The 15,606-nt window shown below is 64.0% G+C and carries 12 protein-coding genes; 8 read left to right on the plus strand and 4 right to left on the minus strand.

Features of this window, described 5'->3' with window-relative positions; translation table 11 throughout:
• The first annotated feature begins 7 nt into the window (after positions 1-7).
• The 4 genes from O3301_RS14295 to O3301_RS14310 all read left to right on the plus strand — a co-directional run bounded on the left by O3301_RS14295 (position 8) and on the right by O3301_RS14310 (position 5,324).
• Positions 8-2,839, plus strand: coding sequence for an ATP-binding protein (locus O3301_RS14295; RefSeq protein WP_305056679.1), 2,832 nt, complete (start codon positions 8-10; stop codon positions 2,837-2,839).
• Complete coding sequence (locus tag O3301_RS14300) at positions 2,839-3,843, plus strand: DUF4424 family protein (protein WP_305056680.1); 1,005 nt, start codon at positions 2,839-2,841, stop codon at positions 3,841-3,843. The genes O3301_RS14295 and O3301_RS14300 overlap by 1 nt, the downstream gene beginning before the upstream one ends.
• 4 nt (positions 3,844-3,847) lie before the next feature.
• On the plus strand, positions 3,848-4,426 hold the full coding sequence (locus O3301_RS14305) for a nucleotidyltransferase family protein (protein WP_305056681.1): 579 nt from the start codon (positions 3,848-3,850) through the stop codon (positions 4,424-4,426).
• 88 nt (positions 4,427-4,514) lie between these two features.
• The gene (locus O3301_RS14310) at positions 4,515-5,324 is read left to right on the plus strand and encodes a hypothetical protein (protein ID WP_305056682.1); all 810 of its coding nucleotides are present in this window, start codon (positions 4,515-4,517) and stop codon (positions 5,322-5,324) included.
• 9 nt (positions 5,325-5,333) lie between these two features.
• Here O3301_RS14310 and O3301_RS14315 read toward each other — a convergent pair whose 3' ends face one another.
• Positions 5,334-5,852: a hypothetical protein gene (locus tag O3301_RS14315; RefSeq protein ID WP_251349301.1), complete on the minus strand. Its 519-nt coding sequence runs from the start codon at positions 5,850-5,852 to the stop codon at positions 5,334-5,336.
• 223 nt (positions 5,853-6,075) lie between these two features.
• Between O3301_RS14315 and O3301_RS14320 the strand changes: the two genes are divergently transcribed.
• Both O3301_RS14320 and O3301_RS14325 read left to right on the plus strand, forming a co-directional pair.
• The gene (locus O3301_RS14320; protein ID WP_168208500.1) at positions 6,076-6,228 is read left to right on the plus strand and encodes a hypothetical protein; all 153 of its coding nucleotides are present in this window, start codon (positions 6,076-6,078) and stop codon (positions 6,226-6,228) included.
• A 24-nt stretch (positions 6,229-6,252) separates the two neighbouring features.
• A complete protein-coding gene (locus tag O3301_RS14325) occupies positions 6,253-6,492 on the plus strand; it encodes a hypothetical protein (RefSeq protein ID WP_099378551.1) in 240 nt (79 codons plus the stop codon).
• A 72-nt stretch (positions 6,493-6,564) separates the two neighbouring features.
• On the opposite strand, the gene O3301_RS14330 is transcribed toward O3301_RS14325, so the two are convergent.
• Both O3301_RS14330 and O3301_RS14335 read right to left on the minus strand, forming a co-directional pair.
• The gene (locus O3301_RS14330) at positions 6,565-10,992 is read right to left on the minus strand and encodes a translocation/assembly module TamB domain-containing protein (RefSeq protein ID WP_305056683.1); all 4,428 of its coding nucleotides are present in this window, start codon (positions 10,990-10,992) and stop codon (positions 6,565-6,567) included.
• Positions 10,992-12,905, minus strand: coding sequence for an autotransporter assembly complex family protein (locus tag O3301_RS14335; RefSeq protein WP_305056684.1), 1,914 nt, complete (start codon positions 12,903-12,905; stop codon positions 10,992-10,994). The genes O3301_RS14330 and O3301_RS14335 overlap by 1 nt, the downstream gene beginning before the upstream one ends.
• A 221-nt stretch (positions 12,906-13,126) precedes the next feature.
• Here O3301_RS14335 and queC point away from each other — a divergent pair, with 221 nt between their 5' ends.
• A complete protein-coding gene (gene queC / locus O3301_RS14340; RefSeq protein ID WP_099665632.1) occupies positions 13,127-13,852 on the plus strand; it encodes a 7-cyano-7-deazaguanine synthase QueC in 726 nt (241 codons plus the stop codon).
• A gap of 78 nt (positions 13,853-13,930) precedes the next feature.
• Complete coding sequence (locus O3301_RS14345; protein WP_305056685.1) at positions 13,931-14,836, plus strand: sterol desaturase family protein; 906 nt, start codon at positions 13,931-13,933, stop codon at positions 14,834-14,836.
• Here the strand turns inward: O3301_RS14345 and O3301_RS14350 are convergent.
• Positions 14,820-15,539: an AraC family transcriptional regulator gene (locus O3301_RS14350; RefSeq protein WP_289912300.1), complete on the minus strand. Its 720-nt coding sequence runs from the start codon at positions 15,537-15,539 to the stop codon at positions 14,820-14,822. The two genes, O3301_RS14345 and O3301_RS14350, sit on opposite strands and share 17 nt — an antisense overlap.
• Between the last annotated feature and the right edge of the window lie 67 nt (positions 15,540-15,606).

Consider the following 15,606-nt stretch of genomic DNA (forward strand, 5'->3'; position numbering starts at 1 on the left):
AGCGCCCATGTTTCATATCAAATCACTTGAACTGGTGCACTGGGATTACTGGCAGCGCATCAAGAATATTCCGCTCGACGCGAAGATCATCACCATCGCGGGGCAGAACGGCTCGGGCAAGACCACCTTGCTCGACGCCTTGCGCACCCTGTTCGGCCTCGATTGCTCGATGGGGCGCACGTATAAACACTATGCGCGCCACTCGGGCCAGCAGACGGCCTGGCTGCGCGCCGTGGTCGACAACAAGAACGTGGGCAAGCAACTGTCGAACCGCCCGTTCCGCAGTTCCGGCTTCTTCAGTGACGATGAAGTGACCCTGTTTTGCCAGATCCAGAAGAATGGCGGCGACTGGAAGCGCCAGTATCTGATGCGTCCGGGCAATGTGCAGATCGAGGACATCACGGATGCCAACGACTGGCTCGGTGTGGAAAACTACCGCAAGCGCCTGGCCAATGCGGGCCTGTCGCCTGCCATGTCGAAAGTGCTGGCGCTGGAGCAGGGCGAGACGGACAAATTGTGCGAATACGCGCCGCGCCAGCTGCTCGACCTCGTGTTCCAGGTGTTTGGCGACAAGGAAGTGCTGGACGCCTACGACGAAGCCAAGCGCCACCAGCGCGACACGGAAGTGGAACTGAAACGTTTCGAGACGGAACTGGAAGCGTCGAAGACCAACCTGGAAGGCTTGCGCCTGCGCGTGGCCAATTACCACCAGTGGGAAGGGCTGCATAAAGAGCGCCGCAACCTGCTGGAAGAAGTGCTGCCCAGCCTGCAGTACCACGAGGCGCGCGAAAAAGCGGCCGCGGCCAGCCGGCAATTGCGCGATGCGCGCAAACCGATGGCGCAGGCGGACCAGCAGCTGACCGATAAACGCAATGCGCTGGCATCGCAGGCGAAGGCCCTGTCCGACGCGCAAATGAACGAAACCTTGCTGGAACAGGAATCGATCGGCTTGCAGAGTCGTTTGTCCTTGATCAATAGCAAGCTCAAACCGCTGGACAGCCTGCTGGAGCAGAAAGACCGTTTGCACAAGCTGGCGGCGGACTCGGGCAGCGACATCGCCGAAGTGGCGGCCCAGCTGGAACAGAAGGAAGCGGAATTGCTGCGCCAGCGCCAGCAGCGCGACGCCCTGTCGGCCCGTATCGCGGCCGAGCAGGCGACGATTGCCGCGCTGCAAGGCAAGACGGCCATGCCGGAGCCGGACAATGTGCGCTGCATGCGCCGCGCGCTGCGCGACGCCGGGATCAGTCACGCGATGCTGTCCGATATCGTCGAAGTGACGGACAGCCGCTGGCAGGGCGCCGTCGAAGGCGTGCTGGGCGGTTACGCTTCGGTGGTGCTGCTGGACAAGGCCAAGGATGCGGCGGCCGCCTACCGTTTGGCCGAGAAGGAACGCTATCGCCACTTCATCGTGCCCGACCTGGTCACGGCGCCGGTGGCGAAAGACGAGAGCTTGCTGGCGGTGGTGAAATTTTCTGCGCCCGTGCCCAGCTGGCTGATCGAGCAGCTGTCGCGCATTGCACGCGTCGATTCCGTCGAAGCAGGTTTCAAGCTGGGCAACCACGAAGAGTGGATCACGCCCGAGGCGTACCACCGCGAACGCCGGGGTGGGCGTTCGCTGTTCGTGGAAGCGTCGCGCTACCGTTTCGGCCAGGCTGGCCGCAGCGGCCGCCTGGAAGCGCTGCTGCGCTCCCTGCCGGGCCTGGAAGGGCAGGAAGACACCTTGACCCTGGCGATTTCGAAGCTGGCGGCCGAAGTGGGCGCCTTGAAAGCGCGCATCGCCGGCGTCGACGCGGCCAAGGAACTCAGTGCCCGCCAGGAAGAGTTCGCCGAAGCGCTGCGCAACTCGAAGCCGCTGAAGGAAGAGCGCCTGGAAGTGGGCGGCCGCCTGGGCGAGCTGCAAAACCTGACGAAGAACGCCACCGTGGCGCGCACGCGTGCCGATACCGTGTGGCAAAACGCGCGCCTGGCCCTGTCCGAGGCGGAAGCGGGCTCGCGCCTGGGCTACAAGAAACAAATTGAACAGCGCGCCGAGCATGCGCGCGCCTTGCTGGCCCTGCGCCATGCGTGGCGCCACTTGCCGAAAAGCTGGCGCCGTCCCGCACGCCGCGCGGCCCTTGTGGCCGAGCACCAGAATGCACACCAGGTCGACTTGCGCGTGGCCAGCCTGCAAAACAGCCTGGCGCGCGACGACTGGGAACTCGACGCCACCGTCATCGACCAGCACCACCGCCTGTCGGACCAGTTGCATGGCCGCCAGTCGGAAACGGACGAGCGCCGCTACCAGAACAACCGCGCCATCGAAGCGACGGGCAATGCACGCGGCGCCTACATGGAACGCTTGCGCTACACCATCAAGACCTACAGCAAGAATATCAAGGAGCTGGGCGAGCTGGCCGGCATCGAAGTGCATGCCGACCCCGTGCGCCTGGAAAACGACGACGTGCAGCTGTCGCAGGCGGGCTTGCACGTGCGCTTCAAGTTCGACGGCAAGGGCGTCATCGGCATGAACGATGGCGAAGCGTCGGGCGGCCAGCAAGTGATGAAATCGCTGGTGCTCTTGATCGGCTTGCTGAAATCGGAAGACGGTTCCGGCGGCTTCGTCTTCATCGACGAACCGTTTGCCCACCTCGATATCCGCAACATTCAACTGGTCGGCGAATTCCTGAAGAACACGGAAGCGCAATACCTGATGACGACGCCGTTGACGCACAACACGGATGTCTACGATCCATCGGAACTGACCTTGATCACGAGCAAGAAGAAAAAGGATACCCAATGGGCGCAACCGATTTTCGTGCTGCAGCGCCGGGTCGATCCCGTCTCGGGCAAGGTGGCGTGATGCTGGTGCGCACCTTGCTGGCATCTGCCGCGCTGGCGCTGGCGTGTTCGGCGCCGGTCGTGGCCAACGACGGCATCGGGTCCGTGAGCGCGGGCGGCATCCTGTTCGGCAAGACCGATGCCGTGGCCATGAAAAAGGAAGTGCTCAGCGTGAGCGCGGAATTGATCAAGGTCGAGTACGAGTTCCTCAATGAGTCGAAAACGGATGTGGAAGAAACGATCTTCTTCCCGCTGCCCGAATACTCTTCCGGCTACCACGGCTCGCCCACGTATTATGGCCAGCCGCAGCAGTTTACCGTCGACGTGGATGGCAAGCGCAAGGACTATAAAACCACCTTCGTCGCCAAGCTCGACGCCGAAGACGTGACGGCCCGCTTGCGCCAGCTGGGCTTGTCCGATGCGCAAATTGCGTATTTCCCCTCGCACACGCCGTTCGACAAGAAAGTGGCGCCGCTGACGGCCGCGCAAAGCAAGATCATGATCCGCGAAGGCTTGCTGGCCCAGCTGTACGATGAGGAATGGGTGCCGGCCTGGACCGTGAAAGTCATCTACCTGTGGCAGCAGAAATTCCCTGCCGGCAAAGTCGTGCGCGTGCGCCATCAATATGCGCCGTTCGTTGCGGCCGGTCCGGGCGCGTCCTACCTGGGCGATGGCAATACATTTGAAAAGAAATACTGCGGCGACAAGGCCTTCTACAAGACGTGGAACCGCCTGGCGGCCCAGCAGGGCGAAAGCGGCTTCGTCAATGCCGTGTGGGTGTCGTACATTTTGACCACCGGCAATACCTGGAAGAATGGCATCGAAGACTTTACCTTGAACTTGATCAAGGGCAAGTCGGACGAGCTGGTCAGCCTGTGTTTCCCCGGCACGTTTACCAAAATCAATCCCACCACCTTGCAAGTCAAGTTGCGCAACTTCCATCCGAAGCAAGACCTGGATGTGTACTTCGGCAATGTCGAAGGCACGGTTAGCCACGACGGCGTGGCGCCGCAGATCCGCCCCTAGCTGCATGAGCAGGCAGGAAGCACTGGCGGCGCGCTTGCGCGCCATCGCCGGCGCCACGCCGTGGTGCATGCAAGTCCTGCACGCTGTGGCGCAGCTGGGCTTGCCACACTGCTGCATCGGCGCCGGCGCCGTGCGCAACCTCGTGTGGGATGCCTTGCATGGTTACGCGCAAGCGTCTGCCTTGAGCGACGTCGACGTGGCGTATTTCGATGCCTGCGATATGCATCCGGAAAGCGAAACGCAGCTGCGCCAGCGCCTGGAAACCGTGCTGCCCGGCGTGCCGTGGGAGGTTTGCAACCAGGCGCGGGTGCACCTGTGGTTCGAAGACGCGTTCGGCTACGCTGTGCCGCCCCTGCTGTCGCTCGACGACGCCATCGCCACCTGGCCCGAGTTTGCCACCTCGGTTGGCATCTCGCTGCAGCCTGACGGCGGGATCGGCATCATCGCGCCGCATGGCCTCGACGACCTGTTCGATATGGTGGTGCGGCGCAACCCGGCGCGCATCAGCCTGGACGGCTATGCGCAGCGCCTGGCCAGCAAGGATTATGCGGCGCGCTGGCCGCGCGTCACCATCATCGCCTAGGTAAAATGTGATTTAAAACACAATTAAATGCACTGTGGATACAGATTGCCTATAATTGCCAATTTTCCAATAGTGTTTTCCTGATCCCATGTCCCTGTCGATTTCCATGCCGTTGCGCCGCCTCGGCCGCCTGTTCTGCCTTTCCTCCGTCCTCGTGGCGCCCGCCGCCTGGGCCGACAGCTATACCGATTTCCAGCAAGCCAGCGCGCGCCTGGAAGCGCTGATGGCCAAGGCCACGCTGCAAAGCGGCTTGCCGCGCCTCGGCGACCCTGAAGTGGCAGCGTTGATTGCCCGGATTACCGATGCGCCGGGCCTGTTCCGGGCGCCCGTCGCGGCGTTGCAGGACATCAACCCGAGCGTGGCCCTGTGCGAGCGGGCAACCAACATCGGCAAGGCGTATTACACGTTTGGCAGCGAGCGGCCGCTGCCGCTGTCCGGCGTCGAATTGCAGCAGGCGCGCAATGACCAGGTAACGGAGAACCTGGCCAATTATGGCGATGAAATGAGTACTTTTTTTGCCTTTGGCATGCATTGCCATGCGCACTTGATTGGCTTGATGGAGCAGGAATTCAGTAGCCAGCCACTGCAGGTAGTGAGCGGTACGGAGCGCATGCGGGCGCGCGCCTTCAGCAAGGGCTCGACCACCCTGTATGTCGGCGTGGTGCAGTTCGTGCAAGTGCCGTTCTGGACCGTGGCGCAAAAGAAGCGCATGCTGGAAGCTGCGGCGCAGTACGCAACGCCGAACGTCGCGCTGATGGCGCCGCCGTTGCGCGAGCGTTTGCTGGGCAGCCTGGCTGATGCGGACAAGGACCTCGATCCCGCCCTGGCGCCGGCGCTGGCGACGATACGCCAGGCACTGTCGGTGACGACCTGCGAAGGCCTGTGCCAGTACTACTGACGGGATGACTTATTCGGGCGCCTGCAGCGGTTGGTTGCGCTGGCGCCAGCGCACCAGGCCCCACGCATACACGGCGTAGTAGCCGATAACGAGGCCGTAGGCGGCCATCGTCAGCGCGCTCTGGCCGAACGGTGGCGGCGGCACGGGCACGTCGAGGCGCGAGTTCAGGTAGATTTCCATGCCACGGTACAGCAGGCGGGCGATGAACAGCATCGTGATGGCCAGGCCCAGGTAGCGGTGCTGGGTAAAGAAAAAGTCCTTGCCGACCTGTTCGAAGCGCGTCAGCTTCAAGCCCAGCACCCCCAGCCAGCCGCCGGCCAGCGCGGCCGCGCCCAGGCTGGACAGGGGCAGGACGTCGAACTTCGTCGTCGTCGCCAGGAACAGCAGCAGCGCGGGGAAGGCGATTGCCACCGTCCAGTGCCGCCACAGCTGCGACTTCTGGCGCGCCACCAGTTTCTTCAGGCGCGAATAAATGCGCCAGACCAGCAGCGGGACCAGTAACAGCAGGGCGAGGGTGGTGGTTTCCATGTATGCAATCGGGTACGGGTAAAACAGCGATTGTAAGCCAGATGGGGACGGGCGGCGATGCTTGTCAAACGGTAAAAGTTGCATGTTGACATTTACATGGCATGCAAGCACTATGCCTTGTCACGCCGTGCCGCCGGCCGCGGACGTCAAGCCGGCAGGCAAACATGGACAGGCGGCGGGCATCTCGTGGTATGGTCTTCTTTTGTCCGCCGGGAGGCCAGCCATGTCCGTCATCCATGCCCACCGCGCGCCCGACCCGGCGCCCGTCGATGAACCCATGCCGGCGCCGGAGCCGCAAGAAGCGCCCGGGCACCATCCGGGGCCCGTGCACCCGGTGCCGCAGGACGATCCCGTGCCGCACCCGCATCCCAGTTAATCTCGTCAAGAAAGGCTGTTTTAGATGGCAATTGTCAAGGAAGTCTACACACGCAAAGTCAGCGGAGAATCGTTCGACTATGAACTCGATTACACCCAGGGCACGGACGTGGCCTGGATTGCGCGCGTGTATCACGACGGCGTGCTGAAAGGCTCGCCCCATGGCGCGCTGACGGCCAACGTGCTGTCCGGCCCTGCGCTGGAACAATATTTGCGCGCGTACGTCGAAGGCATGATCGAGCGGGGCCTCGACGTGGCCGAGTAAGTTTGCCTTTGCGGCAGATCAAAGAAAAGGGCGCCGAGGCGCCCTTTGTTGTTTCTGCATTTCAACGTCTGATTAGTCGAACGCCCACGTGTACAACACGTCCAGGGCATTGTTCGTGCCCGTCTGGAATTGCAGGGTGATGCGGCGGTTCAGCTTGTAACGCAGCTTGACCAGGCTCGTTGCCGTGCTCGTGCCTTGCTCGAACGTCAGGTAGGCGCGCGAGGACAGGCGCTTGCCGACGGTGACGACCGTGCTTTCCAGCCCTTGCGCCTGCGACAGGCCCACTTCGTCGAGTCCCAGCGAATTGGCCAGCTTGCCCTGCAAGCCGCCGCCGGAGCCGCCGAAGAGGGCGCCTGCTGCCGTCGTCAAGAGGGCCATTTCATCGCCGGCCGCCGTTTCCGCGCCGTGGCCCAGGATCAGCCAGGCCAGCTTGTCGCTGTCCGACACGCTCGGGGTAGACACCAGCTTGGCCGTCGGCGCCTGCGCCGTGCCGCGCACTTCCACGCCCGCTTCCACATTCGTTTCCGACAAGGCTTCGCCTTCGGGACGCTTGCGCACGGCCAGGATGTTCAGCGATGGGTTGTCGTAGGCGCCCGTGAAGGCGATCAAGCCCCGTTCGATCGACAGCTTTTGTCCGTAGGCGGCGTATTGACCTGTGACAACCTTGATGCTGCCCGTCACGCGCGGCGCGGCGCGGTTGATGACCCTGGCGCGCACATTGCCCGCCAGGTCCGCATCGATGCCCATGCCGCGCAAGTGGAAGGCATTGCCCAGGTCAAATTCCAGGTCGATATTCAGCGGCAGCGACGGCGCTTCCTTGCTGCCCTTGACTTCCTTGCCCAGCACCACCACGTCGCTGCTTTGCGTGGGTGTATCCTGCGGCGCCAGTTCGATTAGCGCGCGGTTGGCCTTGAACTTGCCCTCGAAGCTGAAGCGCTTGTCGTTGCGCACCAGGGTGCTGTTGCCCGACAGGATCAAGGTGCGGTCGGGGCGCGACAGCGCCTGCAGGCGGTCGGCCATCAATTTCAGTTCCAGGCTCGCTTCGCCATTCGCAAAGCGTACCCAGCCATCTGCCTGCACCTTGCCATCGCCGCCGTCAAAGCTCAGGCGCTGCAATTGCAATTGATCGCCGGCCAGCTTGGCTTGCAGCACGCCATTGCGCAATTTCAAGCCCTGGTCGGCCCAGTTCACCAGCAGCTTGCTGCCGTTGATGTCGCCATTCAATAGCGGCGCGCCGATGGTGCCGCTACCGGACAGGGCCACTTTCAAGGCGCCGCCCAGTTCCAGGCCCGGCTGGCCCGTCAGCGGCGCCAGCCAGGCCAGCGAATCGATGCTGGTCGTGCCCGTCAGGGAGAGGGCGCTGTCGTTGCTGATGCGTCCGCCCAGCATTTGCACGGTGGCATTGATATCGCTCTGCCCCGCGCGTGCGCCATCGAGTTTCACGGCCAGGCGCAGCTGCTGGTTGGCAACATCCACGCGGGCGTCGAGGGTGCGCAAACCCAGCGCCAGCGGCTGCTCCACGCCCACCGTTACGTCGCCTTTTTCGCGGTAGATGTGCAGCATGCCCGCCAGGGAGGGATCTTTCTGCTGCGCCGTCGGCACCTGCATGTCGAGCGACCATTGCGTGCCCAAGGTCAGGTCGCTGCGCGCATTGGCTTGCAGCGAGGGAATCACTTGCGCCAGATACGTCAGCGCCACGCCCGCCGCTTGGCCGGAACTGGTCCAGCGGGGACCGTTCTTGACCAGGCTTTGCATGGTGATGCTGCCCGCAGGCAATTTGATGGCGGTGTTGCCCACGCTGATCTGCTCCGGCTGGCCCAGGCCCGCCACGCCGCTGCCGGCAGGGCCCGCCACTTTCACGGGCACGGGCGCTTGCAGCACGAGCGCATAGCGGCCCTTGTTTTGCAGGCTGTCGATCGTGCCCGTCCAGCTGGCGCCGCTCTGGCTGCCGCGGATTTGCACGGTGGCATCGAAATCGTCGTTGCGCGCCGCCAGGCTCACGGTATGGCTGCCGCGCGTGCCCGTCGTGGCCAGGTGGGCGCTGCCCAGCTTGAAGGTGGGCGTGCTGTAGCCCGTGATGTCCAGGCTGCTGACCATGGGGTCGAGCGCGCCCTGGCCGGCGCCCACGCTGGCGCTGCCCTTGATGGATTTCAATTGCTGGTCGCCAAAGAAGGTCAGATCGCGGCCATCGAGCGTCAGCTGCGCGGCCGGCGCGTCCATCTTGCCGCTGACGGAACCGGACGCTTGCAGCACGCCGGCAAAGCGGGGCCCCAGGGTCGACAGTTGCGGCGCATCAAGTTTCCACGTCAGCTTGTCCGTGGCGCCGCCCAGCGCGCCCTTGGCCAGCAGGCTGTTCGGCCCCAGGCGCAGTTCCGTATCCACGCTGTCGATCCGTTTCGCATTGGCCGACAGCTTGGCGTAGCCGGCCAGCGGGGCATTTTGCAAGGTCGATTCGCGCAGGGCCAGGTTGAGGGCCACTTGCCAGTCGCCGCTCAGGCGGCCGCTGCCGTTGAAATCCGCGTTGACGTTGCCGTTGGGCAGTGCAGCACCAAACGCGGCCGGGTTGATCTTTTGCAAGGAACCCGTCACTTTCAGTTCCGCTGCCTGCTTCGGCCCCGTCAAGCCCACGTCGCCGCTGGCATGGATGGCGCTGTCCGGCGCGGGACGCTTGCCGCTGGTCAAGCCAAGCCCTTTCGCATCGGCAACAAACGTCGTGCGCGGCTGCTGCATGGTGCCTTGCACCACGCCGCTGGCCAGCACGCTGCCCAGCAAGTCGGACTTCAGGGCGGACAGTTGCCGCGCATCGACATTCCAGTTGAGTTTTTCGCCGGCGCCGCCAAAGTTGCCCTTGGCCGTCACGTTGTTCTTGCCCAGCGCCAATTGCACGTCGATGCCGCTGAAATGGGCCGCATCGGCCGTCAGCTTGCCCTTGCCGGACAGGGCCTGGTCGAGCAGCTTGCTGGGGCGCACGGTGAAGTCCGCATTCGCCAGCCATTGCGGTGCCACGTGGCCGTTGGCGCGCACGTCGAGGTTCAGGTCGGCCACGGGGAAGGCGCCGAAGTCGGCGGGGTTCAGGCGGCTGGTGCTGGCCACGGCCTTGAACGGTTGCTCATCCTTCAGGCTGATCTGGCCCGTCGCGTTGACGCTGCTTTTGCCCGCTTGTAAAGTGGCCTTGCGCAATTGCACGAGGGAATCGGCCAGGGTGGCTTCCACGTCCAGGCGCAGCTTGGCTTCGCCCAGTTTTGCGCGCAGGGTTTGCGTCTTGCCGTCGCTGTCGAGCACGATATCGCCGACGATCTTCGTGCTGTTGATGCTGCTGTAAATGTGCTGCAAGTCGATCTTGTCTGTGTGCAAGGTCAGCTGCGCATTGCCGATGGGGGCATCGGCCGCGTCGCGGTTCAGCTTGCCGCTGCCCGTGAATTTGCCTGCGGTGCCGAAATCGATGAGGGCCGACTCCAGGGTGGTGGCCGTCAGGGTACCGCCTAATCTCGCCTCGAACTGGCGCAGCGGCAGCTTTTGCTGGTCGATGGGGCCCGGTGTCGCGTGGTTGAGGATGGCCAGCTTGCCCGAGACGGTTTGCGCGCTTGGGCGCGTATCGATGGCGGCGTCGAGTTCCAGGCTCAGGTCCGCCTGCGGCAAGGTCGCGTCAAACTTGCCCGGATTGATGTTGCGGCCTTTGATGCTGGCCGAGCGCAGGATGATGACGGGGTCGAACGGCGCCAGCGCCAATTGGGCGTCGGCCGTGGCCGCGCCCGCGCTGCCCTTGGCCGTCACGTTCAGCACATTCAGGTCGCCGCCCAGTTGCAGGGCCAGGGCGGCCGGTTTTTCGCCGGCGGCGGGGTTGATCTGCGTCAAGCCGGCTTTGCCAGACAGCTTGAACGGTTGCGTGGCGGCAATCGTTGCGCTGGCCGTGGCCTGGCCGAAGGGCGTGAGCGCCGAGGCGTCTTCCAGCTGCCATTGCGTCTTGTCGCCCGACAAGGTGAAATGGATCTTTTCAAACACCGTGTTGCCGCCCGGACTCACCAGGGTCACCTTGTCCAGGCGCGCGTCGGCAATGCCGATCTTGAACGGCGAAGCCAGGCTGGCGGGCATCGTCGACGGTTCCTCGGAGGGCGCCGTGCTTTCCACGGACAGGCTGGCCACATGCAGTTCGCTGATCGCGATGCCTTCCGAGAAGAACTGGAACGGCGACCAGTTGATGTCGATATTCTCGGCCGTAATGTGCTGCGTCTTGCTGCGGTAGCTGACGTGGCCCAGGTGCATGCGGTTGTACAGCGAGCCGGATACGCCCGACACGGCGATTTCGCCGCCGCTGGCGCTGGCCACTTTTTGCACCAGCATTTGCAGGGTCGATTCGCGGCCCAGGAACCAGAAGGCGGCGCCCAGCAGCACGGCCAGGCTGGCGACGGCGATCGCCACATAGCGGGGCCAGCGGCGGGCCTTTTTCGCCGGCGGTGGCGGCGCGGCGCCGTTGGGGGACTCGGTAGTAATATCGGACATCAGAAAGTGAATCCCAGAGAGAAGTGCAAACGGTAAGCATGGACGGCGTGGCCATACGCCACGTCGACATTGATGGGGCCGACGGGGCTCTTGTAGCGCCCGCCCAGGCCGTAGCCCGATTTCGGCGTCATGGCCGCCTTCACGGTATCGGCCGCGTTGCCGGCGTCATAGAAGGCGGCAATGGCCCACTTCGGCTTGAACCAGTACTGGTATTCGGCGCTGCCGGTGAGCATGTAGCGCCCGCCGATGGTGGCGTCGCCTTCCTTCACGCCCAGTTCTTGGTAGCCATAGCCGCGCACGGACTGGTCACCGCCCGCGCGGAACAGGTAGACGGCCGGCACGCCGCGTTTTTCCTTCGAGCCCAGCGCGCCCATTTCGCCGCGCACGATCAGCTCGCCTTTTTCACCGAGCGGACGGTAATACACGGCCTTGCCGGCCACGCGCACGAAGCGCTCGTCCGTCAGCACGGGCAGCAGGGCGCCGCCCACCTGGGCGTTGATGACATAGCCCTTGGTGGGGAATAGCAGGCTGTCGAGGCTGCGCTTGGTGATGGCATAGGTCAGCGGCAAGCTCTTGCTGCGCGTCTGTTCCAGGCCCACGACGGTCTTGTCCTCGCTGAGGAACTCGAACGTCAGGCTGCGCTCGAGGTTGGTACCGCCCCAGTTGCGCTTGGCCGAGATGGTCGTGACGGCCGTGATTTCGTTGGAAATGTCGCTGCGCTCGAACGAGGCGCCCGCGCTGTCGTTGTAGCCGCGCTCGGTCGTTGGAAAGTAAAAATTGGCGTGCGCCGCCTGTTTCTTCGTTTCCATGGTGATCGCGCTCTTGAAGCGCGTGCCCCACACGTTAAGGTTGTCATAGTTGAGCTGGGCGCGATTGCCCGTGTTCGTACTGAAACCGAGACCGGCGCTGACGTTCTGCTGCTTGTTTTCCGTGACGCGCACCACCAGCGGCAGCAGCGGCGCGGGGCCGCGGTTGACGGGCTTGGCTTCGGCGGCGGCGCTGCCACCTTCGGCCTCGGCTTGCTGGCTTTCCTGGCCGGCCTCGATCTGCTCGCTGAGGATGCTGCTCATGTCGGCACTCACTTCCACGCTGGCAAAGTAGCCCGTGTCCTGCAGGCGCGCCTGCAACGATTGCAGCGCCGATTCGCTGTAGTACTCGCCCGGGCGTATCTTGTCGAGGTTGCGGATGATGCTGGGATCGTAGCGTTTCAAGCCTTCGATGCGCAGCTCGCCGAAGCGCAGCTCGGGGCCGCTGTCGAGCACCACCAGCAGCGAGACCTTGTGCGTTTCCGGGTCGACCACGGCTTGCGTGTCGACCAGCTGGGCGCGCGGGTAGCGCGTCTGCACCACTTCGCGCAGCAGGGCGCGCTTGGCCGATTCCCAGTCGGCCTGGCGAAACACGCTGCCCGTCTTCAGGGACCAGCTGCGCTTCAGGGCTTCCGTATCGTAGGGCTCGCTGGCGGCCAGCGGCGGCGTGGGATCGAAGCCGCGCAATTCCAGTTCGACCTTGTCGATGGTGACCGCCTGGCCCGGATCGACGTCGACGATGACGACGGGCTTGGCGCCGCTCGTATCGACGCGCACCGTGACGACGGGCGTATAGTAGCCGGCCGTGGCGACGAGGTTCCTGGCTTGCTCGGGCGTATCACGGACGAGGCGCTGCAATTGCTCGCGGTCCATGCGCGGGTTGCCGCGGAAGCGTTCCAGGTCCAGGTTTTTTTCAAGCAACTCATCGAGGTCGCCCGGTGCATTGACCTTGACCTCGTACTGCAGCGGGGCGGGCGCCGCTTCCGTGGCGGCGTTGTCAGCGGGCGCATCTTGCGCGCTCTGTTGCGCCCCCTCCTGCGCGGCGGCCTGGGCGATGGGGAACAGCAAGATGACACTGCCGGCGGCCGCCAGTGTCAGTTGACCCATTGCTTTTGTCACTACTTGTGCCAAAATTCGTGGTCGTATCGCCTTGCCGGCAGCCGTATGCCGTATGGGTCGTGCAGAAAACATGGTGCTCCAGATGAGTAAATGCTGACTGCATGTTACCGGAATAGGTAAACTGATGGCGGACGAATAAGTATTTTTTGCATGGGGAATCTCGTTTCCCCGCGCACTATTGGACAGAATAAAACTCAAAGAAAGAAATTATGCTAGCAACGGACTCCGCACTGGTGCTCTTTAGCGGTGGACAAGATTCCACCACCTGCCTGGCCTGGGCCTTGAAACACTATAGCCGCGTGGAAACTATCGGCTTTGACTATGGACAGCGCCATGCGATCGAACTGACCGTGCGTCCCGGCGTGCTGGAACAGATGCGCCGGCAATCGCCCGAGTGGGATAGCCGCCTGGGCCAGGATCACATGATCGACCTGTCCCTGATTTCCGCCATTTCCGATACGGCCATGACGCAGAACGTCGAGATCGTCATGCAGGAAAACGGCTTGCCGAACACTTTTGTTCCTGGACGCAACTTGCTGTTCATGACGGTGGCCGCCACCGTGGCCTACCGCCGCGGCTTGACGGTGCTGGTCGGCGGCATGTGCGAGACGGATTTCTCCGGCTATCCGGATTGCCGCGACGACACGATGAAGGCCCTGCAAGTGGCCCTGAACCTGGGCATGGACACGCGCCTGAAGCTGGAAACGCCGCTGATGTGGCTGGACAAGGCGCAAAGCTGGGACCTGGCGGAAGACCTGGGCGGCCAGCCGCTGGTCGACCTGATCCGCAGCGGCACGCATACGTGCTACCTGGGTGAGCGGGGCGAATTGCACGACTGGGGCTATGGCTGCGGCACCTGCCCCGCCTGCGCCCTGCGCGCGAATGGCTACCAGCAATACGCGGCGCGCAAGGCTGCGAAGCCGGCCGCCAAATAAGCAGTTTGCGCCGTTTCTTCAAGCGGCGGGGCGGGGGACAAGGCCATGCTGTGGTTTTTGCCACAGGAGCGTCTTGCCATGAAATCCCTCTTTGCCGCGCTGTACGGCCCAGTCTTCTGGGCCGGCTTCATCGGCGCCGCCACCGTGCTGGTGGCGCTGTGCCAATTCTCTCTCCGGGTCTTGCCGCCGCTGTTGCTGCTGGCCCTGCTCACATCCTTTCTGGCCGAGCGTTACCTGCCGTATGACGGCGCGTGGAACCACGAGCATGGCGACGGCGGACGCGACATTGCGCACGCGCTCGTCAATGAAGCGCTGTACCTGCTGGGACTGGCCATCTTCCCCCTGCTGGCCGGGCACCTGGCGCTGGGTCCGTTCTGGCCCGGCCAGTTGCCGTTCTGGGCGCAGCTGCTGCTGGCCATCCTCATCGCCGATTGCGGCATCACGCTCGTGCATTACCTGAGCCACCGCTATTATTTTCTGTGGAAACTGCATGCCGTGCACCACAGCGTGACGCGCCTGTACGGTTTTAACGGCTGGATGAAACACCCGCTGCACCTGCTGCTGGAAGCGGCGGGCGGCATGCTGCCCTTGTTGCTGCTGGGCATACCGGAGCGTGTCATGGGCGTGCTGGCGTTTGCCGTGGCGATCCAGTTGCTGCTGCAGCACGCGAATGTCGACATGCGCATGGGGCCATTGCGCCACGTGTTTGCCTGGGCGCCCCTGCACCGTTTTCACCACATGAAATACGGCACGGCGGGCGACGTGAATTTCGGCCTGTTCTTTACCTGCTGGGACCGCTTGCTGGGCACGCGTTTCGACGCGCCCGGCTACCGCATGCGGGGCGAGGACCTGGGCATCGGCAGCCGTCCCGATTACCCGGCCGCGTACGGGGCGCAACTGCTGGAACCGTTCCGCGCGGAAGAGGGCGTGCGTGCACCCGAGTTGCCGGAAGGCTTGCGCGCGCCCCTCAATCGAGCAGCTTGACGTTGAGCTGGCGCAAGCTGCGGTCGGCGCGCACACCGAACAGGCTGCGCATGGTGCGCGAAAAATGCGCGGCATCGGCAAAGCCGGCGCCGTGGGCCGCTTCCGTCAGGGTGCTGCCGAGCAAGATGAAACGGATGGCCAGGCGCAGGCGGCGCCACAGCACCAGCCGCCGCACGGGCAAGCCCAGCTGGGCGCTGAACAGGCGTTCCAGCTGGCTCAGCGACAAATGCGCCGCCTCGGCCACGGCGGCTGCGCTGACCTTGCCTGACAACAACGCATCGACCTTGTCCAGCGCGCGCCGCAAGCGGGGATCGGGCAAGTGTTCGCGCGGCTGCGCCTGCAGCGCGGCGGCCAGACTGTCTAGGCTGGGCATGCCTGCGCTGCCGGCCGCTGCCAGCAGGGCCGGGCCGCCCAGGCGCTGCGGCTCCGCATAGATGGTCAGCATGGGCGCCGGGGCGGCCAGGATGGCGTGCGGACGCAGGCTATCGACCAGCAAGTGCCGCGCCGTGTGGACGATGCCGTCGAGCTCGGCCGTGAAAGGCGCCCCGGTGCTCAGCATCAACTGGTGCGCATAATGGGCGTGGCTGGCCGTGGCGCCCGCCGCGCCATGCAAGATGGCGAAGTCCGGCGCCAGCCAGAGTGTTCCTTGCCAGCTATCCTGTTGCAAACGCGACTCCCAGGTGATGGATTGCGGGGCGATCATATCAGCGAGTGGTGGATTGTTTTCACGGCATCGAATTTTCTTGGAGTACACATCATTGCATTGGCGA

Origin of the sequence: Janthinobacterium sp. SUN211, from assembly GCF_030587315.1 — a bacterium.
Lineage (GTDB): Bacteria > Pseudomonadota > Gammaproteobacteria > Burkholderiales > Burkholderiaceae_D > Janthinobacterium > Janthinobacterium kumbetense.

Excerpts from the sequence above, each read along its gene's own strand:
- O3301_RS14295 (WP_305056679.1), top strand. The coding sequence starts at position 8 with ATGTTTCATATCAAATCACTTGAACTGGTGCACTGGGATTACTGGCAG.
- O3301_RS14300 (WP_305056680.1), top strand. The coding sequence starts at position 2,839 with ATGCTGGTGCGCACCTTGCTGGCATCTGCCGCGCTGGCGCTGGCGTGT.
- O3301_RS14305 (WP_305056681.1), top strand. The coding sequence starts at position 3,848 with ATGAGCAGGCAGGAAGCACTGGCGGCGCGCTTGCGCGCCATCGCCGGC.
- O3301_RS14310 (WP_305056682.1), top strand. The coding sequence starts at position 4,515 with ATGTCCCTGTCGATTTCCATGCCGTTGCGCCGCCTCGGCCGCCTGTTC.
- O3301_RS14315 (WP_251349301.1), bottom strand. The coding sequence starts at position 5,852 with ATGGAAACCACCACCCTCGCCCTGCTGTTACTGGTCCCGCTGCTGGTC.
- O3301_RS14320 (WP_168208500.1), top strand. The coding sequence starts at position 6,076 with ATGTCCGTCATCCATGCCCACCGCGCGCCCGACCCGGCGCCCGTCGAT.
- O3301_RS14325 (WP_099378551.1), top strand. The coding sequence starts at position 6,253 with ATGGCAATTGTCAAGGAAGTCTACACACGCAAAGTCAGCGGAGAATCG.
- O3301_RS14330 (WP_305056683.1), bottom strand. The coding sequence starts at position 10,992 with ATGTCCGATATTACTACCGAGTCCCCCAACGGCGCCGCGCCGCCACCG.
- O3301_RS14335 (WP_305056684.1), bottom strand. The coding sequence starts at position 12,905 with ATGGGTCAACTGACACTGGCGGCCGCCGGCAGTGTCATCTTGCTGTTC.
- queC (WP_099665632.1), top strand. The coding sequence starts at position 13,127 with ATGCTAGCAACGGACTCCGCACTGGTGCTCTTTAGCGGTGGACAAGAT.
- O3301_RS14345 (WP_305056685.1), top strand. The coding sequence starts at position 13,931 with ATGAAATCCCTCTTTGCCGCGCTGTACGGCCCAGTCTTCTGGGCCGGC.
- O3301_RS14350 (WP_289912300.1), bottom strand. The coding sequence starts at position 15,539 with ATGATCGCCCCGCAATCCATCACCTGGGAGTCGCGTTTGCAACAGGAT.